Below are 14706 nucleotides of genomic sequence, written 5' to 3' on the forward strand. Positions count from 1 at the left end.
CGCCGGACGCACCGGGCGTCCCGGCCACTCGTCGAGGGGGAACAGCCATGTCCGAAACCACCGCGGGGACCCACGCACCGCTGCGCGTCGTCGTCCTGGTCGGCAGCGTCCGCGTCGGCAGCACGGCGCCCGCCGTCACCGAATGGTTCACCGGGATCGCGGAGCGGCACGGAGGCCTGGAGCTCGACGTGATCGACCTCGCCGAGGTCGACCTGCCGCTGGCCATGCCCGGCTGGGGCGGCCGGCCCGGCGACCGCGCGACGGCCGCGCTCGCCGGTGTCACGCCGCGGCTCGCCGCCGCCGACGCCTTCGTGGTCGTCACGCCCGAGTACAACCACAGCTTCCCGGCCGCCCTGAAGAACGTCATCGACTGGCACCGGGCGGAGTGGCAGGCCAAGCCGGTCGGCTTCGTCTCGTACGGCGGGATCGGCGGCGGCCTGCGGGCCGTCGAGCAGCTCCGGCTGGTCTTCGCCGAGCTGCACGCCACCACCGTGCGCGACTCGGTGAGCCTGCACGGCCCGTGGTCGGCGCTCGGCGAGGACGGCGAGCCGAGCGACGCGACGGTCGCGGAGGGTGCCGCCAAGGGCATGCTGGGCCAGCTCGTCTGGTGGGGACGGGCGCTTCGTACCGCCCGGGCCGCCCTGCCGTACCAGGTCTGAGGGGGCTTGCGACCATGAGCAAGACCGAACTCCGCGGCGGCACCGGCCTCCCGGGCCGTACGCCGGCCGCCGCCGCTCCCGGCACCGGCCCCGCCACCGGCCCTGCCACTCACGACACCGTTCCCCCCACCGGCCCTGCCGCCGCTCCCGGCACCGTTCCCACCACCGGACCCGGCACCGGTCCCACCGCCGGTCCCGCACCCACCCCTCACCCCGGATCCGCTTCCGCACCCGCCCCCGCGCCCACCCCCGGGACGTCGCTCAACCGGGTCCTCGCCGTCACCATCCTGGGTTCCGTCATGGCCGTCCTGGACATGACCATCGTGAACGTGGCGCTGCGCAGCCTGTCCGAGGCCTTCCTCGCCCCGCTGGAGACCATCCAGTGGGCCGCCACCGCCTACACCCTGGCGCTCGCGGCCGTCATCCCGACCGCGGCCTGGGCCATGGGCCGGATCGGCGCCAAGCGCACCTACCTCACCGCACTCGTCCTGTTCACCCTCGGCTCGCTGCTCGCCGCGCTCGCCTGGGACGCGGGCAGCCTGATCGCCTTCCGCGCCGTGCAGGGACTCGGTGGCGGGCTGCTCATGCCGGTCGGCATGACGATGGTGATGCGGGCCGCAGACCCGGCCCGGATGGGACGGGCGATGGCGCTGGGCGGACTGCCCATCCTGGTGGGTCCGGTGATCGGGCCCACGCTCGGCGGCTGGCTCGTCGACGCCGCCTCCTGGCACTGGATCTTCCTGGTCAACCTGCCGCTGGGGGCGCTGGCCCTGGCGCTCGCGGGACGGCTGCTGCGCCCCGACGCGCCGCGCGCCGGCGCCCCGGCGCCCCGCCTGGACGTCCCCGGCCTGCTGATGCTCTCCCCCGGGCTCGCGCTGCTCCTGTACGGGCTCGCGCGCGGCGGCGAGGGGGCCACGACGGCCGGCGCGTTCACCTCGCCCGGCGCCCTGCTGCCCACCGCTGCCGGCCTGCTCCTCGTCGCGGGCTTCGTACGACGGGCCCTGACGGCCCGTGAGCCGCTGCTCGACCTGCGCCTCCTCCGCGACCGCACGTTCGCGGCCGGGATCGGCACCCTCGCACTGTTCACCTGCGGCTACTTCGGCTCGATGCTCCTCGGTCCGGTCTACTGGCAGGCGGCCCGCGGGTTCAGCGCGAGCGCGGCCGGACTGCTCGCGGCCCCGATCGGGATCGCGGTCGGCGTGACCATGCAGATCGCCGCCCGCCGCATCGACACCGCGTCGCCGCGCCGCCTGATCCCGGCGGGCATCGCCCTCGCCGCGTTCGGCATGGGACTCTCGGCCGTGCAGACGGGCGTCGAGGGCGTGGCGGCCTGGCGGGTGGTCGGCGCGGCGATGGTGATGGGCGTGGGCGCGGGCATGGTCCTGATGCCCACGATGACCACCGCGAGCCGGAACCTGCCGAAGGAGCGGATGGCGGCGGCGAGCACCGCGCTGAGCATCAACTCGCAGCTCGGCGCCTCGGTCGGTACGGCGCTGTGCTCGGTGGTCCTCGGCGCGGCGGGCACCGACCCGGCCGGCTTCCGGATCACGTACGCGGTCGCGGCGGCGCTGCTCGCCCTGGCGCTCCTGCCCGCGCTGTTCCTGCCGAGCAGCCGCCGCCCCTGACATCGTTCCCGCCCTCCCGCCCCCGCCTCGGCCCTCCACCTCTGCCCCTGCCTCCACCTCTACCCCTGCCTCCACCTCCCCCTCCGTCCTCGCCGTCGCCCCCTCCCCGCAAGTCGGTCTTGTTTTCCAACTCACCTCCCCCCTAGTGTGTCCAGAAATCAAACTGACACACCCTAGGGGGGCGTGGCGTTCCATGGGAGCAGCCAAGAAGCTTCCGGCCCGGCTGGCCGACCACCCGTCCGTGCGTGCCGTGCTCGCCGCCCGCGAGGCCGCGGGCAGTACGGCCCCTCCCGCGGTCGTCGACGCCGACCGGCTGCGGGAGCTGTGCCTGCGTGCGGGTGCGGACGACGCGGCGGCCGTGAGCCTGGACCATCCCGACCTGGCGGACGAACGGGAGCACGTGGAAGGCGCGTTGCCCGGAGCCCGGACCCTCGTCTCGCTCGTCGTACGGATGAACCGGGACGACGTGCGCTCGGCGGCCCGCAGCGTCGCCAACCACGAGTTCCACCGGGCCGGCGAACTCGTCAACGACGCGGCCCGGACGGTCGTGCGGGAACTGCAGGACGCCGGATACCGGGCGGTGAACCCCTCCGCGACCTTCCCGATGGAGATGGAGGACTTCCCCGGCCGCGTCTGGGTCGTCGCCCACAAGACGGTCGCCGTGGCGGCCGGGCTCGGCGTGATGGGCCTCCACCGCAACGTCATCCACCCGCGCTTCGGCAGCTTCGTCCTGCTCGCCACCGTCCTCCTGGACGCCGAGGTCTCCTCGTACGGCGAGCCGCTCGACTACAACCCGTGCGTCGAGTGCAAGTTGTGCGTCGCGGCCTGCCCTGTCGGCGCCCTCTCCAAGGACGGCGACTTCGACTTCCTGGCCTGTGCGACGCACAACTACCGGGAGTTCATGGCCGGGTTCACCGACTACGTGCAGACCGTCGCGGACAGCACCGACGCCGCCGACTTCCGCTCGCGCGTCACCGACGCCGAGAACGCCTCCATGTGGCAGAGCCTGGCCTTCAAGCCCAGCTACAAGGCGGCCTACTGCCTGGCCGTCTGCCCCGCAGGCGAGGACGTCCTCGGGCCGTACCTCGACGACCGCCGGCACTTCATGGACACCGTCCTGCGGCCCCTCCAGGAGAAGGCCGAGACCCTGTACGTCCTGCCCGGCTCCCCCGCGAAGGAGTACGCGGAGCGCCGCTTCCCGCACAAGGCGGTGAAGGAGGTCAGCGGGGGCTGGCGGAAACCGGCACCGCGAGGGGACTCCTAGCCCGCCGCCCCCGCGAGCGTGACGCCCAGCCACACCGCTCCGAGTCCGGCCGTGATGCTCCCCAGGACGTTGGCCGCCGCGTAGCCGCGCGCCCCCGTCTCGTACAGCTTCAGCGTCTCGTACGAGAAGGTCGAGTACGTGGTGAGCGCGCCGCACAGGCCGGTGCCGAGCAGCAGTCCGAGGCGGGCGGAGGCCACGCCGGTGAGCAGGCCGAGCACGAAGGAGCCGACGACGTTCACGACGAACGTGCCCCAAGGAAAGACGGAGTCGTGGCGGGCCTGGACGGCGCGGTCGGTGAGGTAGCGCAGCGGCGCGCCGACGGCGGCGCCCGCGACGACGAGCAGCCAGTTCACGCGCGCGGCTCCCGGCCCCCGGCTCCGGCGCCGCTCCGGCCCTCGCCCCCGGCTCCGGATCCGGCTCCGTCCTCGCCCCCGGTCCCGGCCGGCCGCCGTGTCGGCTCGGCCGGCCCGTACCGTACGACCTCGCAGGCGTCGAGCAGGACGAGACCGCCGTCCGTCAGCAGCTCCTCGAGCTCCGGCAGGAAGGCCCGTACCCGTTCCTCCGTGTCGACGACGAGGATCGCTACGGGCAGGTCGTCGCCGAGCGAGAGCAGCCGGGCGGTGTGCACGAGCGCGGAGGAGCCGAAGCCCTCGACGCCGTGGAAGACGGAGGCCCCGGCGAGGCCGGCGGCGTGCGCGCGGTGCACGATCTCGGTGGACAGCGGCCGGTGGTGCCAGGTGTCGTTCTCGCCGACGAGGACGGTCAGGCGCAGCGCGGGGCCCGCGAGCCGGGTCATGACGGCCTCCTTCGCGCGGCGGCGACCCGGGCGGCGACGACGCCGGCCCAGACGGCGGCGAGCGCGGTGACCGCGGTCCCGCCCAGGTAGAGCAGGGCGCGCGGGGCGTCGCCGGCGGCGAGCAGCCGCTGGGTGTCGAGCGTGTAGGTCGAGAAGGTGGTGAAGCCGCCGCAGACGCCGGTGCCGAGGAAGGGACGCAGCAGCGGGTGCGGCGGGGAGGCGGTCTCGGTCGCGAACACCATCAGCGCGCCGAGGAACGCGCAGCCGGCCGCGTTGACGGTGAGGATCGTCCAGGGGAAGGCGCCGGCCGGAGTGGGCCAGGCAAGGGTCGCCGCGTAGCGGGCCGCGGCACCGAGGGCGCCGCCGACGGCGACCGCCCCGACGACCAGTAGCTGCGCGCGGAATCCCATGAGGCCAGATTAGGCGCATACGGCGGCACACCCGACGCTGAGCCCGCGGGGCGGGGGCCGGGCGCGAAGCCCGCGAGCCCGGCGCGAAGCCCAGGGGAGCTCGTGGCCGGGCGCGGGCGCGGGCCGGAAGAGAAACGAGGCGCACAGGCACGGTCTCCGGCCTGGGGCATTAACCGGAGTCCGGCCCGTGCTGCCTCACGTTGATGTTCCGGGCGGGGAGTCGCACCGGTCAAAGCCCGTGCGGCGAGTCTGTCAGATCCCCCCACGGGGTATCGCAACGCCGGATCGGAACGGTGACGGACCGGTGTGGGAACGGTGAGAGGGCCCTGTCGGGGGCTTCCCGGGGGAGGGGGTGTGGTCCGGCCACCACCAGGCGGCCCAGACGGGTGCCGGCTACACCTCCTCCTGGCGGCGGCGAGACGGGACCGTAGAGGTGCAGCGGGAGGGAGCTGCACAACCCCCCATGGGCAGGAGTGTCGTGAGTACATCCGTCGCAACCAGGTTCAGGACCGTCGCCGCGCACCGGGACGCGGCCGGCGAGGACGTGTACGGCGAACTCTGCGCCGCGCTCTTCTCCGGTTTCCCGCGCCGCGACCAGCGGATGAAGGCCGAGCAGTACCTGAGCGGGCTGCTGACCGCGCAGGGCCGCAAGTCCATCCGCAACATCGCCGCGCAGATCGGCGGCCCGGCCGCCGAGCAGAGCCTGCACCACTTCATCTCCAGTTCCACGTGGGACTGGCGGCCGATGCGGGCGGAGCTCGCCCGCTTCGTCCAGCGGACCGGCGCCCCGCAGGCCTGGGTGGTCCGGCCCATGCCGATACCGAAGGCCGGGCAGCACTCGGTCGGCGTCGACCGGCGCTTCGACCCCGAGCGCGGCCAGGTCTTCCGCGGCCAGCAGGCGTTCGGCGTGTGGTTCGCCTCCGAGGAGACCAGCGTCCCCGTCAACTGGCGGCTCTTCCTGCCCGATCCGTGGGTCAAGGACCCGACGCGGCGCGACCGCGCCGAGGTGCCCGAGGGCGCGGCGGAGGAGACGCTCGAGGAGTGCGCGGTCAACGCGGCGCTCGACACCGCCCGGTGGCCCGACGTGGCGCGCAAGCCGCTGCTGCTCGACATCCGCGGCGGCGCCGGGCGGGCGGCCCTGCACCGGCTGGCGCTCGCGGGCGTCCCGGTGGTGGCCCGGATCGGCGCGGGCTGCCGGCTGACCGTCGCGGACCGCTCGCTGCCGGGCTTCGGCGCCGGGCCGCTCACCGCGCTGCAGATCCTGGAGTCCCTGAAGGGGCTGCGCCGCCCGGTCAGTTGGGTGGACTCGGCGGCCGGTGTGCGCACCTCGCGCACGTCCCTCGCCACGGCGGTGCGGGTCACCCTGCCCGTACCGGCGGGAGAGCGGCAGCGGCCACTGCTCCTGCTCGGCGAGTGGGACGACCCGCGGCGCGCGCCGGCCCGGCTGTGGATCACCGACCTGACCGGCTCGGCGGTCGGCCCGCTGCTGCGGCTGACCAAGCTGTCGCGCCGGGTGGAGCGGGACTTCCGGGCGGTCGGCGAGGGCGCGGGCCTGCGGGACTTCGTCGGCCGCTCGTTCCGCGGCTGGCACCGGCACATCACGCTGGCCTCCGCGGCCCACGCGGCGACCGTGCTCGCGACCGACCACGACACTCCGTACGCCACGACCCCCGCCCGCTCGGCGGGCTGACAACGGGTCCGGGCCCGGAGGAACGTCCGCACCGGCCTGGAGGGCTCCCCCGGGCGCGGGCGCGGAGGAACCGTCCGCACCGCGCCCGGAGGGCCCCCCTCCGGGCGCGGGTCCGGAGGCACCGTCCGCACCGGCCCGGAGGGCTCCCCCGTGCGCGGGTCCGGAGGCACAGTCCGGGTCCGGAGGAAGCCGTCGCGTCCTGAGGTACCGACCGGCCCGGGGGACACCTCCGGCCCCGGTCCCCACAGACCGGGGTCTGGGAGTTGGGGCTCCCGGACCCCGTCCCATTACCTGACGGCGGGCCCCTTCCCGACCACGGAATCCCTTCCCGACGGCGGAACCCTTTCCCGGCCACGGGACCACCCTCTTCCCGGCCACGGGACCCACATCCCGACCACGGGACCCTTCCGGCAGACGCTAGGAGGCGTCCTTCGCCGGCCCGGTCTGGCGGGTGTCGCCGAGGGCAACACGGCGGCGGGCGAGGACCTCGCGGGTGCGCTGGAGACGCAGCGCCAGCTGCACCTCCAGGACCTGTCCGGGCTTCTGCCACTCCGGGCCCAGGAGTTCGCCGATCCGCTCCAGGCGGCGCGAGACCGTGTTCGGGTGGACGTGCAGGGCCTCGGCCGCGTTGGTGGGACTGCCGCCGGAGGCGAAGTACGCCTCCAGGGTGCGGGTGAGGTCGGTGAACCGCTCGGCGTCGTAGTCCAGTACCGGTCCGATCGCCGACTCGACGAAGCCGTCCACGTCGTGGTCGTCGGACAGCAGCAGCCCCAGGAAGCCGAGGTCCTCCACGGACGCCGCCGCGCCCGTGCCGCCGAGCGCGCTCATCGCGTCCAGGCAGCGCATGCCCTCCTGGTAGAGCCGGCCCACGCTGTCCGGGCTCCAGCCCGGTCCGGCCGCGCCCACCGAGACCGGATGGCCGAGCAGCGGGGCCAGTTCGCCCGAGACGGCCTTCGCGGCGGCGGACGCGTCCACGCCCGGCAGCAGCAGCACGATGCATCCGCCCTGCACGGTCTTCAGCCCCGCCATCCGGTACGCGTACGAGGACGCCCACACCACCGCGCGGCCCTGCTCGCCGCCCTCGGGCCGGGCCACCACCAGGACGTGCGGCTTGCGCAGGTCGATGCCGAGGCGGCGGGCGCGCTGGGCGATCTGCTGCGGCGCGTGCTGAGGCTCGGCGAGCAGGTCGTCGAGGAGCTCGTCGCGGACGGGGCCCTCGGCGACGGCGGTGGAGCGCTGCATGAGGAGCAGGAAGGCGACGGACTGGGCGGCGAGTTCGAGCAGCCGCTCGTCCTCGCCGGTGAGTCCGGTCGCGGCGCGCACGACGAGGACGCCGAGGTCCTCGGAGCCGGCGATGACGGGCGCGACCCAGGTCCGCTCGGCGTCGCCGTCCACGGGGCCGTACGCAGCCGGGCCCGGCCCGTACTCGGGGACGCCCGGGCTGGGGTCGGGGACGCCGGCGCCGTGGTCGGACAGGCCCGGCCCGGACTCGGCCACGCCGGATCCGTGCGCCGCCGGACCGGCCCCGAACTCCGGCAGACCGGCGGCCGCGCGCCCCGGCAGGCCGGACCCGTGCACCGGAAGGCCCGGTCCGTCCACCGGGCCGCCCGCCCCGGCCCCGGCACCGCCGGTGCGTACGGGGCGGCGGCCCGCGTGGGCGTCGAGCGAGGCCTTCGCCACGGCGTCCTCGTCGAGGCCGGGGATCTCGCCGGTGGCGGCGAGCGTGCGACCGCCGGTGTCGCGGACGACGACGCACGCGTCGAGGGCGTCACCGGCGGCCTTGGCGACGCCGAGCAGATCGCCGCCGGACAGCACCAGGTTCATGATCCGGCTGTGCGCCTCACCGATGTAACGCATGCGGGTGAGCGCGGTGCGGGCGCGGCTGCTGTCCTCTTCGAGCTCGGTGACCTCGGCCGTGGTCTGGTCGAGGAGTCCGGCCTTCTCCGTGGCGACGGCGGCCAGGTCGGCGAGCGGGGCGAGCAGTCCGAGCTCGGCGTCCGCGAACCTGCGGGCCCTGCGGTCTGCGCCGTACAGCAGGCCGAGGACGGTGTCGCCGATCCGCAGGGGCACGGCGAGGACGGCGCGCAGTCCCTCGTCGCGGACGACGCCGTCGACCAGGGGCAGGTGCGGGAAGCGGTCGTCCGTCAGGTAGTCCTCGGTCCAGGCCGGTCCGCCGGACGCGTGGACCAGTCCGCCGAGCCCCTCGCTGTCGAGGGCGCCGGAGCAGCGGCCGGCGTCGAAGGCGGTGAGGCCGCCCTCGGAGCTGTGCAGCACGCGGAGGCCGCTCGCGTCGCGCAGGGTGACGCAGGCCAGGTCCAGGTCGAGCAGCCGCCGGGCCCGTCGGACGACCAGCCGCAGCAGTCCGTCCAGGTCGTACGGGAGGGTGAGGTCGCGGGCGGTGTCGGCGAGGGCGTCGAGGCCCGCCTCGCGCTGCTCGCGGCGGGCGAGCGACCGGCCGACGCCGGTGGCGAGGTGCACGGCCCGCTCCAGACGGGCGAGTTCGTCCGGTGGCAGGCCGGTCGCGCGCGCGTGGTCGAGCAGTTCGGCGAAGCGCTCGGGCGGCGCCTGCTGGGCCAGCAGCTCCAGCACGGAGAGCGCGTCCACTCCTCCGCCCCCGTCCGTGCCGTGGTGGGACATGCCTCAACTCCCGCTGTTGAGCAGAACCGTGTGCCGCCGTTGACACCCGTACCGCTGGCCGAAACTAGATCGCACGTGCACGCCGGTCAACGGTGGGATCGACCACTTCATGCCTGTTCGTTCACCTTCTGCCCCATTCCACCGTCTCCAGTGTGCCTGGGCCACCTTCGCGCGCTCCCACGGGGTGGCGTGGGCACCTTGCGGGGCCGGGCGCGGGCGCGCGAACGTGAGCGGGGCGTACCCGACGGTGCGTCAGGGCCGGACGGGGACAGGCGGGACCGGGCACCCCGGGAGCGCCGACCTCGGGGTACCGGGTCCTGCCGTCGGCCCGCCGAGCGGCGGGCGGATCAGGCCGGCGCACCCGCGACGACCGGTACGAGCCGGAGCGGCCGCAGCCACGATCCCTGGGCCTGCGCCGGTACGCGGGGCCGGGGAGCCTCCCGTACGGTCAGCAGCGAGCGGTGGAGCCGGCGCAGCCGCGCCGAGGGCTCCCGGCCGCCGTCCGCGCCCAGGGCCGCGCAGAGCCGGTGGTAGACCTCCACGGCGTCGTCGGTGCGGCCGGAGCGCAGCAGGGCGACCATGAACTGGGCGTGCAGCGACTCGTTGACGGGGTGCCGGGCGACGAGGACGGCGAGTTCGGGCACCATCTCCGCGTGGCGGCCGAGCCCGAGCTGGGCCTCGACCCACTGGTCGAGCACGCTGAGCCGGGAGGCCTCCAGGCGCTCGGTCTCCGCGCGCAGTCCGGGGCCGGCGTCGACTCCCGCGTACGGCTCGCCGCGCCAGAGTGCCAGGGCCTCGCCGAGCCGGAGCGCGGCGCGCGCGAGGTCGCCCGCCTCCATGGCGCGGTAGCCGGCGCCTGCCGCGCGCTCGAACTGCCAGACGTCGTGGGAACCACCGCCGGTGTCGAGCCGGTAGCCGCCGGACTGGGCGGCGAGCACGGTCTCGGCGGTGCGCCCGTCCGCCGCACCGGGTCCGTCCTCCGCCCCGCGGCCGGAGCCGCGGCCGTCGTTCAGCGCGGCGGCGATCAGCGAGCGCAGTCCGACGATGTGGGAGTGGAGCTCGGCGCGCGCTCCGCGCGGCGCGCCCGACGGCCACAGCTCCTCCATGAGGACGGAGACCGGGACGACCTGGTCCGCACAGGCGGCGAGCAGGGCGAGCAGCTGTCGCGGCGCGGCGGCGGTCGGGGTGATCGACACCCCGTTCTCGCGCACCGAAAGTCCCCCCAGGATCCGGACGTCCACGTTGCCCCCTCAGCATCTGCGCACGGGATGACCCTGGACGATTAGAAAAGAGACCGCGCGGCATGTCAATAAGAAACCGGACGGTACGGAATCACTGGACCCCGTGGACGGAATTTTTGCCCGTTTCATCCAGGTTTATGACAGTCAACAAGTCGTCAAGCGCTCAAGAAACGTACTCGCGGATCCAGTTACTGGACCGACGGGTATGCTTTGGCGTTGATTTTCAGGCAAGGGTGCGGGCGGCTTCCGGCCAGCCGGCCCCGAAAACCGGCACAGCGGTTTCGTTTGAGATCATGATGACGTGCCGCTGAGGCTGTGGGAAGGGGCCCAACGGCCCCCGCCGGTCCCTCACGGGCGCGCGAAAGCCGCCCAGGCACACGAAAGCCGCACGGGAGGCCGCGCGGCGGAGGAACGGGCGGAGCTAGGGGGCGTCTTCGGTCGCGCCCAGCGCGCGGGCGCCGCGGCCGGGCTCCAGGTCCAGCATGGTCAGCACGGAGGGCACCACGATGCTGGGCAGTAAGTGGTGGTAGAGCGCCGAGGCCCAGCGCTCCATGGAGGAGCGGTCGCCCTCCAGTGCGTGGGTCATCAGGTTGAGCCCCGCGTAGGCGCCGACGACGAGCGGCGCCACCTCCTCGGGCACGGCGTGCGGCAGCAGCTCGCCGCGCTCTTTCGCCTCCCGGAGGAGGGTCAGGTTGATCTCGGTCCACTCGCGGTAGGGGCCGCTGCGGTTGAGGTCGTGACCGCCCTGGTCGAGGGTGAGCCGGACGCTGCCGCTCAGCACGCGGTCGACGGTGAGCCGGTGCGCGAACACCATGCCGACGTCCACGAACTCCTGCACCTTGCAGGTCTGCGGCGGTGCCGTGGGCACGACCGACACCTGGGCGTCGATCACCGCGTGCGCGAGGTCTTCCTTGGAGTCGAAGTGGAAGTAGAGCGCGCCCTTCGTCACCTGGGCCAGCGCCAGGATGTCGGAGAGCTTGGCCGCCTCGTATCCCCGCTCGTCGAAGACGGCGGCAGCCGCCTCCAGGATGGCCTTGCGCGTGCGAATCGCCCGATCCTGCTTCGCCATGGGAGTCACGTCCCTCTCATCGCGCCCGAACCGGCATCCCGGTGGCCCGAGAAAACAAACCTTGGGGTACCTATTTTCCGGCAGCTGGAAGATACCCGAAGCCTTGTTCGCAGTGAACCCGCAAGCCCGGCCACCCGCTTTCGCAAGCTTCTGACCAGCGGAGTTGCGGACGGCGCCGAGTAAGAGAACGTCAGGTCGGTGAAACCCGCACCGACCTGACGCGCAGCCACCCGACGCCCGATGTCACGCTGGGCGACCGGAAAACCGACCCTCCGGTCCAGTGTCGCGGAAGTGGCCCGCGAACCGCCGCCCCGGTCAGCCGGTGACCACCGCCGAGGCCGTGAGGAGCCCGAAGGCGGCCAGGACCAACAGGGTACGGACGAGATGGAGGCGGTTCCAGCGCCCCTCGAAGGCGGCCCGTACGGCCGCCGCGGGCTCGCCGGCCGGCTCCGAGGCGGCGAGGGCGTTGTTGAGCGGGATGTTGCCCGCGACGGTGACCAGGTGATTGGCCGCCGCGCCCACCAGACCCGCCACCACCAGCCACGTCTGGGTGTCGGTCCGCCCGTCGACCGGCACGGCCAGGGCCGCGGCGGGGAAGGCGACCGCCCCGAGGAAGACGAGCAGGAACACCGGCTTCGGCACGTACTCGTTGATCCGCCGCATCGCGTTCACGAACTCCTCGTCCGTGAGACGGGCCAGGGCGGGCATCACACCGGTCCGGAAGATGAGCATGAACCCGGCGTAGAGACCGGTCGACACGACGGCGAGGGCGAGCAACAGGGCGGCCATGCGGTCCATCATGGCCGATCAGCCCGCGTACGGGTCGGAGGAACCGCTGAGCCCGTCGGCCCGGCGGACGGCCTCCGCCAGCTCCCGGACGGACGCGGAGTGCGCCCGCTCGGCGAGCGCGCCCGCCCGGGCCGCGAGGCCGGACAGCGGCGGCGCGCCCGGCAGCCGTCCGCCGCGCAGCCGGTCGGCGAAGTAGGCGGCGATGGCGGTCAGTTGGAGACTGTCGTGGCCGTCGCCCCAGATCGGCGCGGTCAGCGCGGCGGCGTCCACGGTGCCCGAGCGCTCGTGCGGGGCGCGGGTGGCCGGGTCGAGCCAGCGGACCGTGGCCGTGGCGACCGTGCCGCGCTGCCCCGGCCGCAGCTTCACCGCGTACAGCGCGGTCACGGTGTGCCCGGCGCCGATCTCGCCGCCGTCGACCCGGTCGTCGCGGAAGTCCTCGTCGGCGACCTTCCGGTTCTCGTAGCCGACGAGCCGGAACTCCTCCACGGTCTTCTCGTCGAAGGCGACCTGGGCCTTGGCGTCCCGGGCGCGCAGCTCGACGTGGCCGGGCAGCTGGTCGACGAAGACCTTGCGGGCCTGCTCGGGCGTGGCGACGTAGGTGGTGTGGCCGTCGCCCTTGTCGGCGAGCTTCTCCATGAACGCGTCGCCGTAGTCGCTGCCGACGCCGACGCCGAACAGGGTGATGCCGTAGGTGCGGCGCTCCGTGTCGATGCGCTCCAGGATCCCTTCGGCGTCGGTGTCGCCGGTGTTGGCGAGGGCGTCGGAGAGCAGCACGACCCGGTTGGTGGCGCCCTTGCGGCGGCCCTCGACGGCGACGTCGTAGCCGGTGCGCACGCCGGCCTCCACGTTGGTGGAGGAGCTGGTCTCCAGGCCGTCGACGACGTCGTGGATCCGGCTGCGGTTCTCGCCGACCCGGGTCATGGGGAGCCGGACCTCGGCGTCGGAGCTGAAGGTGACGAGGGCGACCGAGTCGTCGTCGCGCAGCCGGTCGGCGAGCAGCCCGAGCGACTCCTTGACCAGGTCGAGCCGGCCCGGCTCGCCCATCGAGCCGGAGACGTCGACGACGAACGTGAGCGCGGCGGGCGGCCGTTCGGTGTCGCCGGGGCGGGTGGCGAGCCCGACCCGGAGCAGCGACCAGCCGGCCGCGTCGGAGCGGGCGCCGTCGAGCGTGACGCTGAAACCGTTGTCCTTCGGCCGCGGGTAGTCGGGCCGGAAGCTGTTGACGAACTCCTCGGGCCGTACGTCGGCCGGGTCGGGCAGCCGGCCCTCGGCGAGGGTGCGGCGGGCGTAGCCGTACGAGGCGGTGTCGACGTCGAGGGCGAAGGTCGAGAGCCGCTCGGGCGCCTCGGGCGCACCGGAGGGCCGCCGCGCGTCCGGGGCGTCGGGTGCGGGCGCGTCCGGCGCGGGGGCGCCGCGGTCGGGCGCGGAGTGGTCGGCCCGGGTCCGGCCGGACCCGTCGGAACCGGCACCACATCCGGTCAACAGCAGGGCTCCGCCGAGTAGTCCGGCGAGCATCCCGGTGGAAAGCCTTCGTTTCATGAACATCTCCCCCATGTCTCCTTCTCCCATGTCCCCATCGGAGTACGGCACTTGTGAATGTGACGTCCGAGGAGGCCGGAAGGAGCAGACGAAGGAGTTGCGGATGGATCTCAATGCGGCAACGGCGGCGGGTGCGCGCCGCCGTGGCAGGGACTCGCCATCCTTGTCAACAGGGGTTGTCACCGTGTGCAGTCGCGTGCGTACATGGAGTGGCACACCGATCGGGCGGGGGTGGTCAGCGGTGGCAGAGACTGCGGGCTCCGTGATGCTCGCCCGTTCGGCGATGGGCCGTGCCGGCCCCGAACCGCAGCGTCCCCCCGGGCGCCCGGTCCGCGGCACGCGCCGGGTCAGCGCCGCGCTCGCAGGTCTCGCGGCCTCGGCCCGGCACGAGTTGCTTACCTTCGACGACCCGGCGGCCTCCGCCTCGCGTGCGATCCCCGAGCCGTTCCTGGAGTTGGCGGGAGCGTGCATGCGAGCGGCGGCGGAGCGGGCCGCCGAGGTCCGCCGGATCGTCCCCCGCCACGCCCTCCCCCAGGTGGCGGGGACGGTCCGGGTCCCGGGCCGGGCAAGGGTCGCGGACTCGATCCCCTTCAAGATGATCGTCGTCGACCGCACGGTGGCCGCGGTCCCGCTCGACCTCGAACTCCACTACAACGGCCTGCTCCTGATCCGCGACCCCGTCGTCGTCCAGGCCCTCGTCCGCGCCCACCACGCCTCCTGGGACACCAGCCAGGAACTGGCCGGCCTCACCCCGCCCGCCCGCGACCTCCCGCCCCAGCTCCGCCCGGTCCTCGACGCCCTCCTCGCCGGCCTCACCGACGAAACCGCCGCGGCCCGCCTCGGCATGTCCCCCCGCACCTACAGCCGCCGCGTGGGCGAACTGATGGCGGCCCTGGGCACGACGAGCCGCTTCCGCGCGGGGGCGGAAGCGGCTCGGAGGGGGTGGGTGTAGAGGGGCCTGTGGAGGTGACGTGGGTCCGTTGGTGC

Annotated in this window: 12 protein-coding genes and 1 pseudogene; 5 read left to right on the plus strand and 8 right to left on the minus strand. The window is 74.2% G+C overall.

Annotation, left to right across the window (positions count from 1 at the left end; genetic code table 11):
• Positions 1-47: 47 nt before the first annotated feature.
• The 3 genes from ACFY8W_RS29445 (at position 48) to ACFY8W_RS29455 (ending at position 3548) form a co-directional block, all read left to right on the plus strand.
• A complete protein-coding gene (locus ACFY8W_RS29445; protein WP_391111562.1) occupies positions 48-659 on the plus strand; it encodes an NAD(P)H-dependent oxidoreductase in 612 nt (203 codons plus the stop codon).
• Positions 660-673: 14 nt separating this feature from the next.
• A complete protein-coding gene (locus ACFY8W_RS29450) occupies positions 674-2284 on the plus strand; it encodes a DHA2 family efflux MFS transporter permease subunit (protein ID WP_391111564.1) in 1611 nt (536 codons plus the stop codon).
• A gap of 193 nt (positions 2285-2477) precedes the next feature.
• Positions 2478-3548, plus strand: a complete 1071-nt coding sequence (locus ACFY8W_RS29455; protein WP_391111566.1) for a 4Fe-4S binding protein — start codon at positions 2478-2480, stop codon at positions 3546-3548.
• On the opposite strand, the gene crcB (ACFY8W_RS29460) is transcribed toward ACFY8W_RS29455, so the two are convergent.
• From crcB (ACFY8W_RS29460) to crcB (ACFY8W_RS29470), 3 genes and pseudogenes are all read right to left on the minus strand, one after another.
• A complete protein-coding gene (gene crcB / locus ACFY8W_RS29460) occupies positions 3545-3901 on the minus strand; it encodes a fluoride efflux transporter CrcB (protein ID WP_391111569.1) in 357 nt (118 codons plus the stop codon). The two genes, ACFY8W_RS29455 and crcB (ACFY8W_RS29460), sit on opposite strands and share 4 nt — an antisense overlap.
• A gap of 98 nt (positions 3902-3999) precedes the next feature.
• Positions 4000-4344: pseudogene (locus tag ACFY8W_RS29465) on the minus strand (DUF190 domain-containing protein); the annotation flags it as partial.
• Positions 4341-4754: a fluoride efflux transporter CrcB gene (gene crcB / locus ACFY8W_RS29470; protein WP_391111572.1), complete on the minus strand. Its 414-nt coding sequence runs from the start codon at positions 4752-4754 to the stop codon at positions 4341-4343. The pseudogene ACFY8W_RS29465 and the gene crcB (ACFY8W_RS29470), both read right to left, overlap by 4 nt.
• 478 nt (positions 4755-5232) lie before the next feature.
• Between crcB (ACFY8W_RS29470) and ACFY8W_RS29475 the strand changes: the two genes are divergently transcribed.
• Complete coding sequence (locus tag ACFY8W_RS29475; protein ID WP_391111575.1) at positions 5233-6444, plus strand: transposase; 1212 nt, start codon at positions 5233-5235, stop codon at positions 6442-6444.
• Between the two features lie 417 nt (positions 6445-6861).
• Here ACFY8W_RS29475 and ACFY8W_RS29480 read toward each other — a convergent pair whose 3' ends face one another.
• From ACFY8W_RS29480 to ACFY8W_RS29500, 5 genes are all read right to left on the minus strand, one after another.
• The gene (locus ACFY8W_RS29480; protein ID WP_391111578.1) at positions 6862-9081 is read right to left on the minus strand and encodes a helix-turn-helix domain-containing protein; all 2220 of its coding nucleotides are present in this window, start codon (positions 9079-9081) and stop codon (positions 6862-6864) included.
• Positions 9082-9428: 347 nt separating this feature from the next.
• Positions 9429-10322, minus strand: a complete 894-nt coding sequence (locus tag ACFY8W_RS29485) for a BTAD domain-containing putative transcriptional regulator (protein ID WP_391111581.1) — start codon at positions 10320-10322, stop codon at positions 9429-9431.
• A gap of 421 nt (positions 10323-10743) precedes the next feature.
• Positions 10744-11391, minus strand: coding sequence for a ScbR family autoregulator-binding transcription factor (locus ACFY8W_RS29490; RefSeq protein ID WP_391111584.1), 648 nt, complete (start codon positions 11389-11391; stop codon positions 10744-10746).
• 315 nt (positions 11392-11706) lie between these two features.
• Positions 11707-12180 (minus strand): anthrone oxygenase family protein, encoded by a 474-nt coding sequence (locus ACFY8W_RS29495; protein ID WP_391111587.1) that lies wholly within the window; start codon positions 12178-12180, stop codon positions 11707-11709.
• 18 nt (positions 12181-12198) lie between these two features.
• Positions 12199-13719, minus strand: a complete 1521-nt coding sequence (locus ACFY8W_RS29500) for a von Willebrand factor type A domain-containing protein (protein WP_391111590.1) — start codon at positions 13717-13719, stop codon at positions 12199-12201.
• 241 nt (positions 13720-13960) lie between these two features.
• On the opposite strand from ACFY8W_RS29500, the gene ACFY8W_RS29505 reads away from it, so the two are divergent.
• Positions 13961-14671 carry a DNA-binding response regulator gene (locus ACFY8W_RS29505; RefSeq protein ID WP_391111592.1) on the plus strand — a complete coding sequence of 237 codons (711 nt, stop codon included), beginning with the start codon at positions 13961-13963 and terminating at the stop codon, positions 14669-14671.
• Positions 14672-14706 lie beyond the last annotated feature (35 nt).

The organism is Streptomyces sp. NPDC012637 (genome assembly GCF_042954805.1).
Lineage (GTDB): Bacteria > Actinomycetota > Actinomycetes > Streptomycetales > Streptomycetaceae > Streptomyces.